This window comes from Lentisphaera araneosa HTCC2155 (assembly GCF_000170755.1).
Lineage (GTDB): Bacteria > Verrucomicrobiota > Lentisphaeria > Lentisphaerales > Lentisphaeraceae > Lentisphaera > Lentisphaera araneosa.
This window is the reverse complement of sequence record NZ_ABCK01000036.1, coordinates 15,241-34,118: the sequence shown is the minus strand read 5'-3', so window position 1 is coordinate 34,118 and position 18,878 is coordinate 15,241. Positions and strand designations below refer to the sequence as shown.

15 protein-coding genes are annotated in these 18,878 nt (G+C 42.7%); 3 read left to right on the top strand and 12 right to left on the bottom strand.

What is annotated here, in order from left to right; genetic code table 11:
* Positions 1-5: 5 nt before the first annotated feature.
* From LNTAR_RS22530 to thrC, 6 genes are all read right to left on the bottom strand, one after another.
* Positions 6-3,155: an efflux RND transporter permease subunit gene (locus tag LNTAR_RS22530; protein ID WP_007281084.1), complete on the bottom strand. Its 3,150-nt coding sequence runs from the start codon at positions 3,153-3,155 to the stop codon at positions 6-8.
* 9 nt (positions 3,156-3,164) lie between these two features.
* On the bottom strand, positions 3,165-4,874 hold the full coding sequence (locus tag LNTAR_RS22525; protein WP_007281083.1) for an RND family efflux transporter: 1,710 nt from the start codon (positions 4,872-4,874) through the stop codon (positions 3,165-3,167).
* Positions 4,871-6,232, bottom strand: coding sequence for a TolC family protein (locus tag LNTAR_RS22520; RefSeq protein ID WP_007281082.1), 1,362 nt, complete (start codon positions 6,230-6,232; stop codon positions 4,871-4,873). Before LNTAR_RS22520 ends, LNTAR_RS22525 begins: the two co-directional genes overlap by 4 nt.
* A gap of 99 nt (positions 6,233-6,331) precedes the next feature.
* The gene (locus LNTAR_RS22515; protein ID WP_007281081.1) at positions 6,332-6,769 is read right to left on the bottom strand and encodes a hypothetical protein; all 438 of its coding nucleotides are present in this window, start codon (positions 6,767-6,769) and stop codon (positions 6,332-6,334) included.
* A gap of 90 nt (positions 6,770-6,859) precedes the next feature.
* Positions 6,860-8,155 (bottom strand): homoserine dehydrogenase, encoded by a 1,296-nt coding sequence (locus tag LNTAR_RS22510; protein ID WP_007281080.1) that lies wholly within the window; start codon positions 8,153-8,155, stop codon positions 6,860-6,862.
* On the bottom strand, positions 8,156-9,526 hold the full coding sequence (thrC, locus tag LNTAR_RS22505; protein ID WP_007281079.1) for a threonine synthase: 1,371 nt from the start codon (positions 9,524-9,526) through the stop codon (positions 8,156-8,158).
* Between the two features lie 308 nt (positions 9,527-9,834).
* On the opposite strand from thrC, the gene LNTAR_RS22500 reads away from it, so the two are divergent.
* Positions 9,835-10,803: a hypothetical protein gene (locus LNTAR_RS22500; RefSeq protein WP_007281078.1), complete on the top strand. Its 969-nt coding sequence runs from the start codon at positions 9,835-9,837 to the stop codon at positions 10,801-10,803.
* Between the two features lie 501 nt (positions 10,804-11,304).
* Here LNTAR_RS22500 and LNTAR_RS22495 read toward each other — a convergent pair.
* Together LNTAR_RS22495 and LNTAR_RS22490 are read right to left on the bottom strand one after the other, a co-directional pair.
* Complete coding sequence (locus tag LNTAR_RS22495; protein ID WP_007281076.1) at positions 11,305-11,994, bottom strand: 3-keto-disaccharide hydrolase; 690 nt, start codon at positions 11,992-11,994, stop codon at positions 11,305-11,307.
* Positions 11,995-12,106: 112 nt separating this feature from the next.
* Positions 12,107-13,816: a hypothetical protein gene (locus LNTAR_RS22490; protein WP_007281075.1), complete on the bottom strand. Its 1,710-nt coding sequence runs from the start codon at positions 13,814-13,816 to the stop codon at positions 12,107-12,109.
* Between the two features lie 210 nt (positions 13,817-14,026).
* On the opposite strand from LNTAR_RS22490, the gene LNTAR_RS22485 reads away from it, so the two are divergent.
* The gene (locus tag LNTAR_RS22485; protein WP_007281074.1) at positions 14,027-14,803 is read left to right on the top strand and encodes an exodeoxyribonuclease III; all 777 of its coding nucleotides are present in this window, start codon (positions 14,027-14,029) and stop codon (positions 14,801-14,803) included.
* Here LNTAR_RS22485 and LNTAR_RS22480 read toward each other — a convergent pair.
* Both LNTAR_RS22480 and gshA read right to left on the bottom strand, forming a co-directional pair.
* The gene (locus LNTAR_RS22480; RefSeq protein WP_007281073.1) at positions 14,794-15,051 is read right to left on the bottom strand and encodes a hypothetical protein; all 258 of its coding nucleotides are present in this window, start codon (positions 15,049-15,051) and stop codon (positions 14,794-14,796) included. The two genes, LNTAR_RS22485 and LNTAR_RS22480, sit on opposite strands and share 10 nt — an antisense overlap.
* A gap of 1 nt (position 15,052) precedes the next feature.
* Positions 15,053-16,597, bottom strand: a complete 1,545-nt coding sequence (gene gshA / locus LNTAR_RS22475; protein ID WP_007281072.1) for a glutamate--cysteine ligase — start codon at positions 16,595-16,597, stop codon at positions 15,053-15,055.
* Positions 16,598-16,742: 145 nt separating this feature from the next.
* On the opposite strand from gshA, the gene LNTAR_RS22470 reads away from it, so the two are divergent.
* Positions 16,743-17,801 carry a serine/threonine-protein kinase gene (locus tag LNTAR_RS22470; RefSeq protein WP_007281071.1) on the top strand — a complete coding sequence of 353 codons (1,059 nt, stop codon included), beginning with the start codon at positions 16,743-16,745 and terminating at the stop codon, positions 17,799-17,801.
* Between the two features lie 172 nt (positions 17,802-17,973).
* Here LNTAR_RS22470 and LNTAR_RS22465 read toward each other — a convergent pair whose 3' ends face one another.
* Positions 17,974-18,444, bottom strand: coding sequence for a hypothetical protein (locus LNTAR_RS22465; protein WP_007281070.1), 471 nt, complete (start codon positions 18,442-18,444; stop codon positions 17,974-17,976).
* Complete coding sequence (locus tag LNTAR_RS22460) at positions 18,441-18,815, bottom strand: SLOG family protein (RefSeq protein ID WP_007281069.1); 375 nt, start codon at positions 18,813-18,815, stop codon at positions 18,441-18,443. Before LNTAR_RS22460 ends, LNTAR_RS22465 begins: the two co-directional genes overlap by 4 nt.
* Positions 18,816-18,878: the final 63 nt, after the last annotated feature.

Sequence of the window (18,878 nt, the reverse complement as noted above, 5' to 3'; positions counted from 1 at the left end):
TGTTTTTATTTAAAATTAAATTGGACTTGTTCAGAGGTCTTGGATTTTTCCGCCGCTTTTTTACCAAAGAGCCAAAAAGCCGCGGGACTTACAATGAATTCGAGTAGGGTACTTGAGATGAGCCCACCGATAATGACGGTGGCAACGGGGTAGAGGATTTCTTTGCCGGGTTGACCAGGGGCTAAAGCGAGCGGAATGAGGGCAATTCCACTCGTGAGAGCAGTCATTATCACTGGAACCATGCGTTCCTGTCCAGCCTTAATAATGAGCTCGGGAGTGAACTTTACGCCTTCGTCACGATGGAGATGGATGTAGTGATCCAAAAGAAGAATCGCGTTTCGAGCAGCAATACCACCGAGTGAAATGAGACCAACTAATGTCGCTACCGAGAGAGTTTGTTGACTAATGGCTAGATAGGAAACGGCACCAATGAAAGCCATGGGAATACTGATCATGACTTGTAAGCTTAGGTTGATAGATTTGAAATGCATATAAAGAATCAAAATCATGCATAAGATTGAGACAATACTGAGCCATAAAATGCGTTGAGTGGCTTTGCGTTGAGCCTCGAATTGCCCACTTATCTTGAGTGAGTAACCCTTTAGATTTTCCATTCTTGCACGAACAGAATCCAAAGCGGAATCAACTTCGGCAACCACTTCACCTAAAGATCGTCCCGCGACATTGTGTTGCACAATGATCCGACGACCCACATTTTCATGTTTGATATTATTGTAACTCATGGTTTGAGAGACCTCTGCGACATCCGATAAGCGAATGAGCTCACCATTCGCTTTTGGAATGTAGAGTTTGCGGATGTCGTCTAAAGATTCTCGATTTTCTTTTTTTAAGCTCAAAGTGATCGGGTAGGTGAACTGACCTTGGACAAAGCGCGATATACTTTCACCGCCGAGAGCGAGCTCGACTGTTTTGCCCACATCTTCAACAGATAAGCTATGTTGAGCAAGTTGATCGCGTTTTGGAATGATGGAGACATTAGGGATCAAGACTTGCGGTTCGATCATTAAGTCTTTGACACCATCAATAGGTTGAAGTGCGAGCTCGGTGTCTTTGGCAAGGGAGCGCAAAATGTTGAGATCAGGGCCAAAAATTTTAACGGCCACTTGAGCTTTGACTCCCGAGAGCATGGCGGAAAGCAGGTGAGCTAGCGGTTGGTCAATTGAATAAGCCACACCAGGGAACTCAGCATCGACTTCTTGACGAATCTCTGCGATCACTTCTTCTGGGGAACGGTCGATTTCGGGATCAAAACTTATAATGACCTCAGAAGTATTTACCCCTTCAGCATGTTCGTCACCCTCGGAACGTCCCGTTCGGCGCGTGACATTTTTGATGCCATCAACTTTAGTGAGTAAATTTTCTAGGCGCAAGCCATAGGCATTAGAAGTCTCGAGGCCCGTGTCAGGCGGGAGAACCAAGTTGATTTGAGCTACGCCTTCATTAAAGGGAGGCAGGAATTGCATTCCTCGCGTCAGCAAGAAACTAATGCTGATTCCTAAGGCAATGACAAGTAATATGAGCACTGCTTTGGCGTGTTTAATACTTATAGCAATCACTTTTGCCACAAAAGTCTTAAGGGTGCGAACCACGTAAGTATCTTTTTTGTCTCCTTTACTCAATGATTTTGGAAGCATGAAGTAACAGAGCACTGGAGTGACAGTCAATGAAACCAAGAGCGAGGCCAGGACAGATATGATATACGATGCTCCAATGGGCGTGAATAATTTGCCCTCCATGCCCGTTAAGAAAAAGAGCGGAAAATACACAACCATCACCAAGAGTGTGCCAATGACGATGGGCTTGCGGACTTCCGATGAGGCATTGAAAATAACCACGAGGGAGTTGAGCCGATCTTCTTCTTTTTTGAGAAAATTTTCTTTTAAACGCCTAAAGACATTTTCCACGTCCACAATGGCATCGTCAACTAGGGCACCAATAGCCACGGCAATTCCACCCAGAGTCATGGTGTTGATCGAGACGTCAAAAAGAGAAAAGACGAGGATGGTGAGTGCCATCGATAAAGGTATGGCGGTCAAAGTGATGAAGGTGATTCTCCAGTTCATTAAAAAGATGAAGAGGATAATTATGACCATGATGCCGCCGTCGCGAACGGCTTCCATGACATTGTCGATGGCGCGTTCAATAAAAATAGATTGCTTAAATAAATCACTATTGATCTCTAGGTCACTATCCAAACTAGCCGAGAGACTTTCTAGTCGCTTTTCAACTTCCTCAGTCAACTGGACGGTGTCGTAGCCAGGCTGTTTCATGATGACCATTAAGATACCTGGAGAGCCATTGATTCCCGCTTCGCCGATTTTAATGGGAGATGGGCCGAACTGAATAGAAGCCACATCTTTCAAAAGGATGGGGCGTAAGTCATCTGCTTTAACAACAACGTTCTCGAGGTCTTGCTTATTCTTAATGAAGCCGCGCACTGTGATGGCGGGAGCTTTAGTGCCTAAGTTGATAAAGGCGCCACTGCTATTGGCATTATTTTTGTTGATCGCTTCTTCAATTTCTTGAATGCCGACACCAAAGCTACGGAGTTTTTCCGCATCAATAATGGCTTGCAATTGTTTAGCTGAGCCACCGCCGATGATAACTTTTGAAACTCCAGGGATTGAAAGCAACTCATATTTGATTTGGTACTCTGCTAAAGCTCGAATATCGGAAGGCGAATGTTTCCCCGTCTTACTATTGATGCCAATGATTTGAATCTGCCCCATGATCGATGAGATAGGAGCCATGACGGGTTCGATTCCCTCCGGTAGGCGCGATTTAGCGAGAGGGAGCTTTTCCATGACAATTTGTCGATTGCGATAAATATCGGTGCCCCAAGCAAATTGGACTTTAATGACAGAGAGCCCCAAGCCCGAACTCGACATGACGTTCTCAACCCCAGTGGCTCCGTTTAAGATTTGCTCCAGAGGCAAAGTGACAAGCTGTTCCACATCTTCGGGAACCATGGCATGGGCTTCCGTCATGATCACAACCGTGGGACGGTTGAGGTCGGGAAGAACATCAATGGGCATGTCATCGGCAATGAAATAAGCCGCCACGGTCATGAGCAAGGCGGAGCCAATGACAAAGAGCCTATTTTTTAAGGCGAATGAAATAATATGATTCAACATGATGCGCCCTTAATGGTTGTGCCCAGCATGTGGATCGACGGCTTGGGGAGTCCCTGCAATTAAGGCGAGCTCCAAGGCAAAAGCGCCTGCGATAACCATAGACTCTTCTGGGAGCAGTTCAGAACCCTCGCCAATCACGGCAACATCATTATTTTGGTAAAGAATAATGACTTTACGGCGAATGAATTCATCGTTTTCTCTTACGAAAACAACTTTATCGGAACCGTGGTCAATGACGGCTTTGGCGGGGAGCACAATGACGTCTTCTAGAACTTTAACGGGAACTTTTAATTTATACTTCATGCCTTTGCGTAGATTCCAGTTGCGGTACTTGGTTCCATCGACTGAATGCTGACTCAGGACAGTGTTGGGGCTTGGGAGTAAGACTAAAGCGGAGCCCTGTTCTTGGCCGATGATTTTTGAGATTTTTAAGTCATTTAAGTCGACAGAGCTACCTTTGATGAGGGGAGTGGCCTCAATCGAATACTGATTTTGAACGGCTTTATTAATAAGTTTGAATTCAGAACCACTTGGTTTTGCGGTCATCATCATTTTGCTCGGATCAGTTAAGGTGAAAAGGGTGTCGCCTCGAGCGACAACTTGCCCAGGTTTGATATTGATCTTCTTTAAATCCCAAGAGTTTTTATTGATAGGCGCTTTGATTTTAATGATGCTTTCAAGAGCACCTAATTGATAGAGTTGATCAATATCAGTTAAGCTATGACCCTGCTGAAGGAGACTCGAGATTTCCAAGAAAGATTTGATAGCGGTCTTATTTTGTGTGAAAAATTCGACTAAGTTTTTGTCGATGAGTTCCTCGGCGGATAATTCACCAATCGTAGCAATCACCCAACGGTTTTTTTGCTGTTCTTTTGTCATTAAGGTAAATAGTGAAGTTGAGTTTTTTGTCCAGATATAGTTTTGCTTGAGAGCGTTTAACCAGAGTTTTGGGCTTTTGACTAATTCTTTTCCTGCTTCGACATTTTTGATTTCTGAGGGACTTAAACCGTGAAGCCTGAGCTTGGAGCGGTTGTTTTCTAGATCTTGAGTGGCCTTAGAAATCTCGTAACGTAAGCTGATGAGATCCTTTTGAGGAACAATGGATAAGCCGTCGCTATCTTCCTTAAATTTCTCAAGTCTCGTCAGTTCGCTATTTAGGACTTTGAGGTTGCGTACAGAAGAGCGCAGGGCTGCAATAGAGCTATGGTATTCTTCAGATGCAGGACGAAGGATGTCTTCCACTAATTTTAATTGTGGGCGAGGGATCGGGTCTCGAATAATTTCGGCTAAGATCGTTCCAGAAGCAATCATTTGCCCAGGTTCTAATTGAAAGCTCTTGAGCCTCCCTGAAAGTGGGGCATAGAGTGGGCGCTCATTGAGTGGGTGATTGTCTATGTAAGCGGGGACAGGGCTGAAGATTGTGTAATTACTTGAGTCAATTTCTGCAAATTTAACACCCATATTTGTGAGGGCTTGTTCAGAGATTTTGGCCGATTCTTTACTGGCGCCATGGTCACTGTGAGCATCACAATCAGCTTCTACACCGTGGTCATGACCGGCGTGATCGTCATATGAACTATGGTCGTCTTCGCACGCATCACCTTTTGCATGATCGTGCCCTTCGTGAGCGACGGCTTCATTTTCATGAGAGTGAGCGGGAATTTGATCACAGGAAAAGAATAAGCCCGTGATGCTTAAAAGTATTAATAGAGATTTCATTTTTTGAGCTCCATTTTCTGTAATTTGAGATTCTTAATATTGGGTGCTAATTCTTGATCCAAAGGGACGCCGCAGAGCTTTTCGACTTTGATGGTGCTTTGCCAAGCTTCGATCTCTAATTGCACTTGTTGGAATTGCAGTTCTTGATGATCTTTAATCATATCCATATAACGTAGAGCATCGATGGTTCCCAGTTCGAGTGCTTTTTTCGCGTCGTTTAAATTCGCTTTGGAAAGTGGCATGAGCGCTTCATTGATCACTTTGAGTTTTCTTTTGGCGAAAGCTTGTTGCTGATAGAGCTTTTTGAGTTCAGCCAATTTATCATTGAGTAAGTCTTTGTAGACAAGTAGAGCTTCTTTACGCTCACTCTCGCTAATGGCAATGCTTTGTTGATTACTATCAAAGATAGGAAGATCAATGGATAGAGGAACAGAATAAGTGCGCTTTCTTTCGCCCACTTCCTGTTCGGCATCAAAGCCAACGCTTAAGTCAGGATATTGCTTGGCTAGTTCAAGGCGCAACTTTGCATCGGCGATATGAAAACCCATCTCGGCTCGCGCTAGCTCGGGATTATTGAGGATGAAGCTAGTTTTGAGTAGATTGAGTTCGACTTGTTCGTGGGGCAGGTCAATTTTTTTGAGTTTGACTTTGTTAAGTTGATCTTCATCGATGACGAGCAATGAAGAAAGCTCTGCCAATGATTGTTTGGATTGACTAAATTGATCAAATTGAGCGAGTGTGAGCTCTCCTTGTTGGAGCTGAACTTCAGTCAAGCTAAGTTTACTAGTGGAACCTAGGTCAAATAATTTCTTTGTGGCTTGCGCAGTTGTTTTGAGTGTCGATTCAATTTTCTTTTGCAAGCGGATCGCTTTCTGAGATAAACTGAATGAAATGTAAGCTTCACGTAAGTTGAAATAAAGCTCCCTATGACTTAAGACTTGCTCATTATAAGCCGCTAAGGCAGCTAATTCATTGAGCTCGTCGTTACGGCGGAGCCGCGGGCCGAGGGGGATGTTGAAGGCGATGCCCACAAAACCTTGTGTGGAGCTCGCGCTTGTGTCCTCTAAGCGTGAGCCTTTTGCAGGACCCGCAGTAAGACTCGGGTTTGGCCAAGGAGTTTTAATGTCAGCGACTTTCTGTAAGCCCTGATATTTTTGACGAATTTGCTGAAGCCGCAAATTATTTTCGTCCATGGTTTTTGCGGCTTGCGCAAAAGTAAATTCATCTAAGTCGAGTTCTTGTGAACGTTGAGTTTCGATTTCATTTAATATTTCTTCAGGTTTGAGTTCGACGGGCTCGTAAGTTTGACAGGAAATAAAACTTGCAAAAGCTGCGCCAACTAAAAGGTTTTTCTTCATAATTTAATACCAATTAATCTTAGACATCGCTAGTGTTATTTGCCGATTCAGCGGCAAATACGAAATGCTGTTAAGCAAAATGCTTAAAGATTTATGGTATTAAATAAGGACTTCTGTAGTGGAGAGAACTTCGAGATGAGGAGGGGGTATACAGGGTTTTGTCAGTGGCCAGAAGCTATGGAAATCTTGTGGCTCTAATTCTGACAAGCTTGGGCTGAAATTGAATAAGCTGATTGATTTGTAGGAAATGAAATCGACGGAACTTTTTCGCTGATCGGATTCGAAGGACTCGATCTCCATGTCAGAACAATCATCGTTGCTTTTGAGTTCTACAAAATCGCAAGCACTGTCTTCACAGGCATTGTGCTGCTCATGTTCACTGCGTTCTTCTTCACAGTCACATGAGCCATTAAAGCCAAGTTCGAGTTTGATTGTACCTGAATCGGAAACACAAATAATCGCATTTGCGGGCATCGCACCGACAAATGAAATGAGCAAGCTACAGAGGAGTAGGATGGCTTTGTGTTTAAAATTCATAGTTATCTCAATCTTGATTTAGCTTATATATAGTTCAATTTTTCTAGAGAATCAACTTTTACCCATGTAAAAGTTGATTGCATCGAGAAATTATCCTTTGATGGGATAGAGGATAACTTGTTCGTGAACGTATTCAGAAGCTTGGATTTCTGCAACAGCTTCTTTCATTGCTTTGACGGAAACTTCGTGAGTTTGAATCACAACTGGTTTAACGCCATCGGCACTAGCTTCAGCTTTTTGAAGGACAGAATCCATAGAAATGCCATGTTCACCTAAGATGAGTGCCACTTTGCCGAATACGGCAGGGCAGTCCTCAAGCATGAGTCTCAGGTAGAAAGGTGAACTTTGCTCTTCTTGAGGGATGAATTCAGCTTTGTCGCAGAAGATCATTTTTTGTTGCTGGCCGAGTGTGCCATTGCAGAATTGGCTTCCCGCTTCAATGAGGTCAGCAAATACAGAGCTCGCAGTGGGTTTTTGACCTGCACCTTGACCGTAAAGCATACCTGGACCGAGTAAGTCACCTTCGAGTTCCACGGCATTGAAAGCACCTTTTACATTGCCAAGCATGCTGTCTTCACGAACGAGTGTACATTCAGTAGAGAGAGCAACAGCACCTTTTGCGTTGAGTGTGTAGGAACCGAGCAGCTTAATGCTGTAGCCCGATTCTTTAGCATATTGGATATCGCTGAGGCTGATGCCACGAATACCTTTGATCTCGATAGCATCTGTTCCGAACCATGTACCGTATGCTAGACTTGCGAGGATCGCAGTTTTTTGCGCTGTGTCATCGCCATCGATGTCAAGAGAGGGGTCAGCTTCGGCATAGCCGAGGTCAGTAGCACCTTGGAGTGCATCTTCAAAGGACTGATCATTTTCTTGCATCTGAGTGAGGATATAGTTACATGTTCCGTTGAGGATACCAGAGATTGAAGTGACGTGATTGCCCGCAAGACTTTCTTTGAGCGCCTTGATAATCGGGATGCCACCCGCAACTGCGGCTTCAAAGAAGATAGCTGTTTTGTTGTCTTCAGCTAATTTAAAGAGCTCTTCGCCATGAGCCGCAATGAGGGCTTTGTTGGCCGAGACAACTGATTTACCATTTTCGAGCGCTTTTTTAACGAGGTCATAAGCTAAAGTTGTGCCGCCGATTAACTCGAGAACAATATCAACTTCTGGGTTATTGACGATAGAAAAGGTGTCAGTCGTAAGGATTGAGCTATCAACTTCGCAAGCGCGTTTGGCATTGAGGTCACGCACTGCGATACCCGCAATACTGAGTGAGTAATTGTTTCTTTTTGCAAGAAGTTCTTTTGTGTCGGCAATTGCGTTAACAAGTCCGCTTGCAACTGTACCTAGACCTAAGAGGCCGATTTTAATTTCTTTCATCTATGCTTCCTCGAGGGTTTTAACGATGATTGATTTAATTGTCTCTGTGTGCGCATCTGCGACTTGATATTTCATGTCGTCTTCGCTAAGAGCATCTAAAATGGGGTGGTTGCCAATGACTTCGCCACAGGCGAGTTTGATTGACTCGGGGAATTTGCCTGAATGAGCCGTAGCTAAGCAGACAATTTGCTCATCTGGGGCTAAGAGATCAGCGACGTGAACACCTGTTGCTGTATGAGGATCTAAGACGTAATCATTCTCTTCGCTATAATTTTTGATAGTGGCTAAGGTTGTTTCGGTATCACAGCGTTTAGCCTCGATGAGCTCGCAACTGATATCGTAATGAAGTTCACCTTTAGCTTTAAATTCTTCCATGAGAGATCTGAGTTTTGTAGCGTCTTGGCCACAGCTATAAAAAAGGTAGCGTTCAAAATTACTGGCCAACTGAATATCCATCGATGGACTCACACTGTGGTGAACGGTGCCTTTTTTGTAGATGCCAGTATCGAAAGCACGACAGAGAACATCGTTCTCGTTTGTTGCAAGATAAAGTTTCTTAATGGGTAGGCCCATTTTTGCAGCGAGGTAGCCGGCAAAAATATCGCCAAAGTTACCCGTGGGGACTGAGAAACTAAGTTTTTGCTGATTGTTTTCAGTGGCACGGAAATAAGCGTAGAAATAGTAAACAGTTTGTGCGAGCAAACGTCCCCAGTTCACTGAGTTTACAGCACCTAAGTCGTATTGCTTCTTGAAATCGAGTTGGTTGAAGATGTCCTTCATCATCCCTTGGCAATCATCAAAGCTACCTTCAACGGCAATGTTGTGAATGTTTTTTTGATTCACAGTACACATTTGCATAGCTTGGATTTTACTTGTGCGATTATGGGGGTGCATGACAAAAACATGAACGCGCTCAGAATCTTTTAGGCCATAAATAGCAGCACTACCGGTGTCGCCAGAAGTGGCAGCGAGAATATTAAGTTTGAGGTCGCGTTGTTCGAGAATATAGTCAAAAAGTCGGCCGAGAAATTGTAGTGCTACATCTTTAAAAGCAAGTGTGGGGCCATGGAAAAGTTCGAGGATGAGGTTTTTGCCTGCAGGAGCTAATGGGGTGATTTCATCATCACGAAAAGTACTGTAAGCTTTTTCAATAATTTCCTTAAGATCATCCTGGGGGATATCATTGGCGAAAACAGACATGATTTCGAAAGCCAGTTCAGTATAGCTGAGGTCTCTCCAGCTATCGAGTTTATCGGAAAAGTCGGGAAGCTCAGAGGGTAGGAATAAACCGCCATCTGGAGCTTGGCCAGTGAGGATGGCGTCCATGAATGGGAGCTCATCAGTTTGACCACGTGTACTTCTGTACTTCATCTAAAAATCCTTCTTTGTACTTACACTCCAAAGGGGAGATAAGTTTGTAAATTGTAAGTCATTATTAACCAGCATCAATTATTGTGAAATTCACCAGCTAATTATGGTCCTAAAAATTAATCTACCTATTCTAAAGAAGTATTGTTTTTTTTCCAGTTCAAGTCCTAAACATTCAAGCAAGTTACTTGGGGTGTCTCAGCACTTTGGTGCTTGGCTACCTTACAACATTTTGCTTAAGTACAAAAGTTGGGCTTTGCTTTCGTACAAGTGGACTCATATATTCTTACTACATTGGTAAGGAGATGTTTATGATTCATAATCGTATAAAGGAAAAATGTGCAGATCAAGCAGTCTACTATTTAGTGACTAATCGAATTGCCGGCGGCAGAATGTTATTTAAGGATCGAGAAAAGTATAAACTTAAAGAACTATTGTTTGCGGGGCGCGCAAAGTTGAGTTATGAGGTGATTGATTATGTCTTTATGGGTAACCATTTTCATTTATTCATCAAGATCCCTCCAATGTCTCACATGGATGATGTGGAGTTGCTTGCCCGTTACAGGCTATATAAAAATAATGATGAAGTTAACTTTATTAATTCAAAACAGAAAGATGATTTTAAAGAGAAAATCCATGACATCTCATTTGTTATTGGGAACTTTGAGCAACGTTTTGTCCAATGGTTTAATCGAGTCCACAACTCGTGGGGACGTTTGTTCGGTCAAAGATTTGATTCTGAAATGGTGGAGGTTTCTCATCAATCGGATTCATTACTTCGAGTGATGGCTTATATCTCTTTAAATCCAGTTCGAGCAGGGATTGTCACTGACCCAAAGGATTTCTTTTTCTGTGGATATGCTGATCGTTTGGCAGGTGGAGGTGTTGGAAATTGTGATAATGACTTCTTTGATCTCTTTTGTCGTAACATTGTGGCAGTAGGTATCAAAGATAAACAAAAGCATTTTAGGGAGGTTTTTAGGGCTTATATGCTTGGTTTGCGTCGTTATAAGAATGCGGATTCAAAAACTGTCAGGGAATATCTGCGGACAGAATCTAATCTGTCCGCGGAGGCACTCCAGTGGGATGATCTCTTTATTCACAAATGTAGATTCTTTACTAAATGCCTAGTAATTGGCTCAGAAGCTTTCGTTCGAGAGAAGTTGGCCAAATTCTCCGACAAGATGAAATGGAAGAGGATTCATAAGCCTTACACTGAAGATGACTGGAACGATATTTATTCACTTAAACCTCGAAGGCGGGGAAACCCCGCGGGCTGAATAGGTGGGGATGCACAGTTATTGATCAATAACATCAGACTTAATTAGGACGAATTTTAAACCGTTTTGATTAAGTCGTTGTTATTTTAGCTAAATTTGTACTCAATCGGCTAAGAATTTGCTCAGATTCCTCACTCCATATGCAACTAAAACAGAAAATGACTTTTTACAGGTAATTTCAAAGTCCCTAAATTCAGAAAAAGAGTCCCGATTTGAGACTCTATTCAATCAGCTTTTTTTAAGGCCTGTCCTTGATTTTCTATTTTTTAAGGCCTGTCCTTGATTTTCTATCAGCTTTTTTTAAGGCCTGTCCTTGATTTTCTGTCCTTGATTTTCTATCAGCTTTTTTTAAGGCCTGTCCTTGATTTTCTTTCTTCAGCTTTTTTTAAGGCCTGTCCTTGATTTTCTATTAAGGCCTGTCCTTGATTTTCTAAAGGGTTGTAGTTATTAGTCAGAAATGAATGGTGTATGACATATTCTTTATTTTGAGTTAAGGCTTTTTTAAAGAGGGAGAATATGCATCTTTCGAAATTCAATTTTCATTAATGCGCCATCGTGAATTTGTAAGCCGATTACTCCCGACTGTGAAGCCTTGGGGTCATGATCAATAAAATCCATTATTTTGACTCCATTTAACCAGTATTCTAAGCGATTAGATTTCGCACGAATAGTTGCGCGATTCCAGTCGTTCTTTTTGATCAATTGAGCTGTTATCTTATTATCTGGAAAAATACGTAAGGAAGGGCGGGCATACCAATCACCTAGGGATCCTAAGAACTTGTTATAAGAGAGGTCATACTCGTAGCCAGAGGCCACTTCAAAAGCTCCTTTTTTCTTGATGCGATCAAAAATGAAGGGTTTTACTCGATAATAAATGCCGCTATTGGGAGCGATACTTCCTGTGAGTTTGAATTCGCTAGTAAAAAGAAAATCACCAAATTTTTGTTTAGTGTACAGCCACTCGGGCTTTTGAGGTTTTTCTTTTCCTGTGTCACCGATGATAACATTATCAGAGATTGACCAAAGTGACGAAGTCACTTTCCATGCCTTCAGAGAATTATCTGCTATGAGGTTAATAGACTCTTTACTCTGTACTTTGGGTTCACTAGCTTCATTGACGTTTTTGTCAGCCGCTATGAGACCGCCGGCAAATAATGAAAAGCAAAATAATTTAGTCAGTATTAGTTTCATAATCTCTCTTTCATAAAGTTAGTATGACCTACTGAATTGTGTCCTATCAAGATGGATAATCTTTGAAAGAACTAGCGTATAAGCCTTAAGCTAAATGCTCATTAAAGCAAGATTAAATACTTACGCCTTTGATGAAGTTTTCGGGGATGACTTTTGAGTAATTCATGGCGATTTTGAGTTCAGCGCGCAGGGTTTTGTTACGTAGGATACGGCTGCGAACAGTGCTGAGAAATTTCTCAGCCATTGCTTCACGAGAGCACATGACGGCGGCTTCCACAAATGCAGTGGCCTGGATTGCAACGCGGTTGTAAGCATAACGCAATTGGTCTTTGCTAACGGAACGAATTCGCTTGAGAAGAACACTGTGGACTGAGCGCGTGAGGGTGATACGCATTTCTTCACTAATAGGGTGACGCTGGAGGGCTGGGAAGAGGTAGTCCATGTAGGTGTGGAGATCTTGGTTGTTTTCGATTTCCATTTCTTGTGACCAACGGACAAAAATCCCTTTCATGTCTTCAGAAATAACTTTAATTTGGGAATGATCTGGGATTTTTTTTAATTCAGCAATGAGAATAAGTGTGAAGGGGAGTAAAAAGTTGCCAGGGTGACGAGCAGACTTCCAACCAAGTGGATCGCAGTTAAGAAGACGTTTGTTGATGGCTTCATAATCACCAGTTAGTGCTTGCAACATGGCCATGAGTCGACCGTGTCCACCCAGTTTCTCGAGGAACTCAATTTCATCTTGAAGAGCGCTATCGTCAGGAGCTTGGTGGACAGTGTTGCACCAAGTGACAAGACGACGTTGGTCAGGTTCCATACGCCAAGCTTCGTGGCGATATTTAAGTGCAAGCAGTGTGTCACCATCGCGTTCTGCAATTTCCGCAAGCCAGTCGGCTAGGACGGCGCGTTTGTGAGGAGCTTTGACAACTTTGATGCCCTTCATACAGGTTTCTTCTGCTTTTAAAAGATCATTATCTTCTAGGTAGTGAGTGACGATGTCGAAGAAGAGTTCAGGGTGCTGCTGCCCTGTTCTTTCAGCTTCTTCTTCCATGCCTTCAACCCCTTGTAGAAGGAAGAGGGCTTCGCGAATGAGCCAGAGACGTAGCGATTCGAAATCAGGTTCGTTGACGGCGTGGTTTTTGAGGTACTTCAACCATTCGGGGAGGAAGGCTTCGAGTTCTTCATCGGAGAAGGGAAAGGCGTCATTAATAAGTGTGAGACCACAGCGACCTTCACCTAAGGCTAAGTTCTCCTGTAAAATGTCATAGATTTCAGCAGGGCGACCTTCGACTTCAGTGATTTCAAAAGCACTGCGTAAGTAGCGAGATTTAGCAGCAGTAATGTCTGTAATGACGATGTCTTGTGCAGAATAGAGTTGGTGTTCAACAGCAATGTCTTCAGCCACGTGTAAAGCAGAGAATAGGAAGGAATAGGAGCGGGCTGCTTTGGCATATTCTACGTTGAGGAAGGCGTCGTTTGTACGGGCGAAAAGGACGTCCATGTCATCGACCCAAGCGGGAAGTTCTTTGGGGTTTTCAATATCGAGGGAATGATCGTAGAAGCCCATTGAGATTTTTTTGTAGAAGGATTCAACATCGTCAATGAGTTGGAGGTCGTCATCAAAGTCGACTTCGCTCTCGTTAACTTCATCGATATCTTCAAAGGCAATTGCCTGGAAAAATTCCAAACGTTTATCAACGGGGAGTTCGCTAGCGAAGTCAATGATATTGCTTTTGAGTTTGTCTACGGGAATGGCGTTGATAACTGTTTTGATTTCAGTTAAAAAGGCATCGGCGGGATATTCTTGAGTTCCATTCGTCATTGTTGAGCTCCTATTCTCATACTCGATAATGCTTAGTTGTTATATCCGGATTCATTTAATAGACTTAGATAGTGAAAAGTGTAAAGTATTTCATGGGGTGGAAATGAGAAAAGCCGTAAAAAAAGTCTTTTTTTCTAGCCTAGGAGAAGCAGAATTGGTCAAAGCTCTTATTTTCTATGCAATAAACATAAGAAACAGTAAGGTTTGAAAATGAGTGTGAAACTAATTTCATGGAATGTCAATGGCATTCGAGCCGTTGAAAAAAAGGGCTTCGTAGATTTGATGCAAAGCTGGGATGCGGATGTGATTTGCCTCCAGGAAACTAAAGCTCACAAAGAGCAGTTAAGTGATGAGCTCATCAATATTGGCAATTATACTTCCTATTGGCATTCGGGTGAGAAAAAAGGCTATTCAAGTGTGGCAATTTATAGTCGAATTGAGCCGATTCGCGTCATCGAAGGTTTAGGAATCGAAGAATTTGATCGTGAAGGGCGCGTGATTATTGCGGAATATAGCGATTTCTATCTATTTGGCGTCTACTTCCCCAATGCTCAGGCTGAATTGAAACGGATTGATTATCGCTTAGAGTTTGGCGATGCATTGATTGAGCAACTCAAAGAAAAGTATAGCGATAAAGCCTGTGTTTTATGCGGGGATTTCAATGTCGCTCACAAAGCTATTGACTTGAAGAACCCGAAGGCTAATGAAAAGAACCCTGGTTACTCCATCCAAGAGCGCAATTGGATGGACAAGTTTTTGGCTGCAGGTCATGTGGATACTTTTCGAATGTTCAATCAAAATCCGGATGAGTATTCTTGGTGGTCCTACCGCGGTGGAGCAAGAAGCCGAAATGTGGGTTGGCGCATTGATTACTTCTGTGTGAGTGAAAGTGCTCGTGATCGAGTTCTTGATGCAGGCATCATGCAGGAAGTCTTAGGTTCGGATCACTGTCCAGTGAGCATCGAGCTAGAGAGCTCTCAGGGCTGAGCTTTTATCGACATGTCGACGTAATAATAAGCCATAATTAAAATGCTTAGAACTAGAGCCAAACTCAGACAGAGTTTGGCTTTAACTTTTGGGCTCAAACTCTCCGAAGAAATTCCTTCGCTTTTTAAACAGGCAGCACAAATTTTAGCAACTTTGCCTTGAGGATTTTTGCAGAGTCCGCAAATATCAGTGCCACAAGATAAGCAGGACTGAGTTTGAGTCGACTCGGGGTGTTTAGGGCAATTCATTTTAATCCATGTTTAGAAATTGTTTGAGGTAAGTTGGGTAGTCTGGGCCTTCACGCTCAATTTCTTTTTGTTTTTCAAGGGACAGGGTAGAAGCCTCTTGGAAAGCGGCTTGCAAGTTAGCATCGGCATCAAAGTTTTTGAACGATTGTTGATGTTGCTCAGAGAGTGCTTCGGTTAAACCTAAGAAGCTCTCATTTTCTAAGGCTTGAATAACGCGATTTGAAGGAAGTAACTCTGGCTTTGTGAGACGTTTTTCTATTTCTGCGATGGCTTGGCTGAAATCTTTAGTCTTGCGGCTTTTATCAAGGATATCGGCGACTTTCTTGAGGTCATAGAAAATCCTTGTGCAGGCTTTATGGAGATCGAATTCGTCATTTTGCGGGCAGCGCAAACGCAGGTCTTTTTTTCGTCCTTGGACAGTGACTCGCATGAGATTGTCGCGTGAGCATTCACGGGATTTATCAGTTTCGGGAGAGCTTTCTTTGCAGATGAGGTAATAGAGGAAAACTTCCATGAAATCAATTTGTGCTTTGCAAATGCCCAGCGGTTCAAAAGGGTTGATGTCCAGGGTGCGAACTTCGATATACTCGACTCCATCTTGTTTTAAAGCGACTAGGGGTCGACGGGGATTTTTTGGGTTTGGCTTGGGTCGAATCGTCGAGTAATACTCAAATTCAGCTTGGAGGAAATTGTCGGTCAATTGAGTTGGACCTTCATCATCAACTTTGGGTAACTTAGCCCATTGTTCATCAGTTTCGGTAACGGCTTTCTGTAAGCCCTCGGTGTATTCGTCCAGGGTGTTGACTGAGATGTTGAGGTTGCCTTGGCGTGAGGTCGTGTATCCTGCATCACTCATGCGAACGGAAACAGCTTCTGGCATGCAGTAGGTCTCGGGCCCGATTTTTTCTTTTAATTCTGAGTCCACAAGTTCACTGAAGCTCTCGTGAAAGGCTGGAGAAGCACCAAAGAGGTAGTTGACGAACCAGTTATAGGATCGGAAGTTTCTCAATAAAGAAAAGTAGTGCTGTGATCGGAAATCTTGATCATTTTCGCTTTCTTTAATCTTGGCGAGGTTTGTCCAAAAATCTTCACTAGGAGAGAAATTGAAATGAAGACCAGCAATTGTCTGCATTTTTTTTCCATAGCGGTAGGAAAGGCCACGGCGATAAACTTTACGGAATTCGCCAGCACCCGAAGGTCCATATTCAGCAATCGGAATGTCATCTACTAAGTCGCATGGCATGGATGAAGACCAAAGGTTTTCGCCTTCAGGTAAGTTTTTGTGAATAAAATAATGTAGATTACTAAGGAAATGGATGAGATCGTCGCTCTTATCAAAAATAGGTGTGACTAATTCGAGCAAGGCTTCAGAAAAATCGGTTGTAATTGAACTGTGGCAGAGGGCAGAGCCATAGGCTTCTGGGTGAGAACCTAGAGCCATACGCCCGCCCTTGACGAAACGAAGTGCCTCCCTCTCGAGTCCCTTGTTTGAGCTGTCTAAAGCAGCTGATTCTGAAAGCTTGTTCAAAAGCTTAAGCCAATCCATAAAAACTATCCTAGTAATCTCAAAGATAAAAGTTTCTAATAAATGTTGAAAAAGAACAAATACAAAAGCTTGTGAGTAAAAAAATACGCTACAATTATTTTAATTGAGCACTAAGATAAGGGCAATGAATTAAGGATAATAATTAATGCTAATCAAATTACGTTGCAGCAAGTGCATGAGGAAGGTCTCTGCCGAAGATGATTTACTAGGGAAAAAAGTACTTTGCCCTGCATGTAATTCGGTTATTCCTTTGCCCTCGCCACAATTTGGTTTTGGTAAACAGATTAAAGGCTATGCCATTGAGCAATGGCTTGGTGCGGGTAACTGCGGCGAAGTTTATTTAGCAAAGCAGATCGCGATGAATCGTCATGTGGCGCTAAAAGTGATGAAAGCTTCGGAAGATTTGATTGAAGAAGATAAGAAGCGCTTTTTGCAAGAAGCGCAAATTTTGGCGCAGCTTAATCACCCTAATATTGTCCCTGTTTATGATGCGGGAAGTGCAGAAGATTGTCATTATATGGCGATGGGTTATGTGAATGGTCAGACTCTAGAAGAAGTCATTAAAGAAACTCAATCACTTAAAGAAGTTGACGCACTTAAGTTGACCTTGAAATTGGTTCAAGGTTTGCGCTACGCTTGGGATGAGTTTGGGATTTTGCACCGCGATATTAAACCGGCGAATATCATGATTAATCAAAATCACGATATCAAGATTATGGATATGGGTATTGCTAAAAACACTCATCAGGATGCTAATATAACTCAAACAAGTCATTTGGTTGGCACACCTTATTTTATGAGTACAGAGCAGGCTCAAGCCCATCAAGACCTTGATTTTCGGACGGATTTATATTCCGTAGGTTGTACGCTGTATAATATGATTGTGGGGGATGTTCCTTTTAAAGGTGGTACCATTATGGAAATTATGGAACATAAGTTCGCCGATAAAGTAGTTCCCCCAAAAGAGCTGCGTCCCTATATCAGCAAGAGTACCGATAAATTAATTTTGGAAATGATTGCATCCAATAAGGATAAACGCCCAAAGTCTTACGATGATTTAGAAGCTAAGCTCGAAAAATGTCTACGAGTCGCAGAAAAGCGCAAGCAAGTAAGTGATGACAATAAGCAAAGCAAGGTGATCAAGGCTGTAGTGATTCCGCTCGTCCTTATTATCGTCATTCTTGTTATTGTTTTAGCACTTTAATTTAAATTTTTACGATTACTTAAGAATGTTATGCGCCGTTCCTTCAGAACGGGAGGATGCCAGAATTATAGTCCTATGGTTGAAAACCATAGGCGGGATTATGCCTTGTGCCTTCGGCACACTTACTAGTGTTTTTTACATAATAGAGCTAAATTGATTATGGAATAAATTTTCATTTCTGTCGGACATGGCGCAAGAGCAACCAAATGCGTTTTCGTATATTATTGACGCGTATTTGCCAACGGTAGTTTTCTTTGTCGCACACAAGTGGGTAGCGAATTTTTAGGTCGTTGATGCGATCGTAGATACTTTCGACCAAGTCTTCTGTGTCTTTCCCAGTCCAAGAGGCTAGAGCAGTGTTTTTTAGTGAAGGGTAGTTGGGGATTTTTGAGTCTTTTAAACTATTAAAGTTGTAGCCTTCTTTTGAGAGACGTAAAAATTCTTTACAAGTGATTTTATCGATGACCTCACCAATGGGAATTTTGTCATTCACAATGAGGTCTAAGTAAGTTAGATTATTTTTGAGTTCGCTCAAAAGTGCTCGCGAATCACCTTTGCTGCGTTTAAGCCACTTGCTGATTTCGCTAATGGCGGAACCCGCAGAGGCGAGAGATTTGAGGGCAGTTGGGATATTAAAACTCATGAATCATCCTCGGTGTTAAAATCAAAATGGAGTTGTGCATTGGGTCGAAAATCAAAGATTTTGAGGTCTCTTTTTCGAGCTTCCTCAAACATAGAGTCAGTTCCCTTGCCACCGGGGAAAACAGCAAGAGCATCGGCATAATCAGCCATTTGACGATTGCGCAGTGGGCCAGCCATTTTACCATAACTTTGCCAATCAGCTTCAAAAACTTTCACGGGGATTCCTTGCTGCTCAGCCCATTGCTTCGCGTCTGCGTCAACGCCGGTGGCTCCACCACAAATGACAGTTTTAATTCCTGTGATTTGCAGCAGTTGTTCGTAGTCACTTGGAGTGAGATGGTAATGACGACCGCCTGCGATAATTAATTTCATAACTTACTTCCTCGTATCTTTTACCATTAAACCTTAGCCTTTCAGAGTCAAGATTTTCCTTGC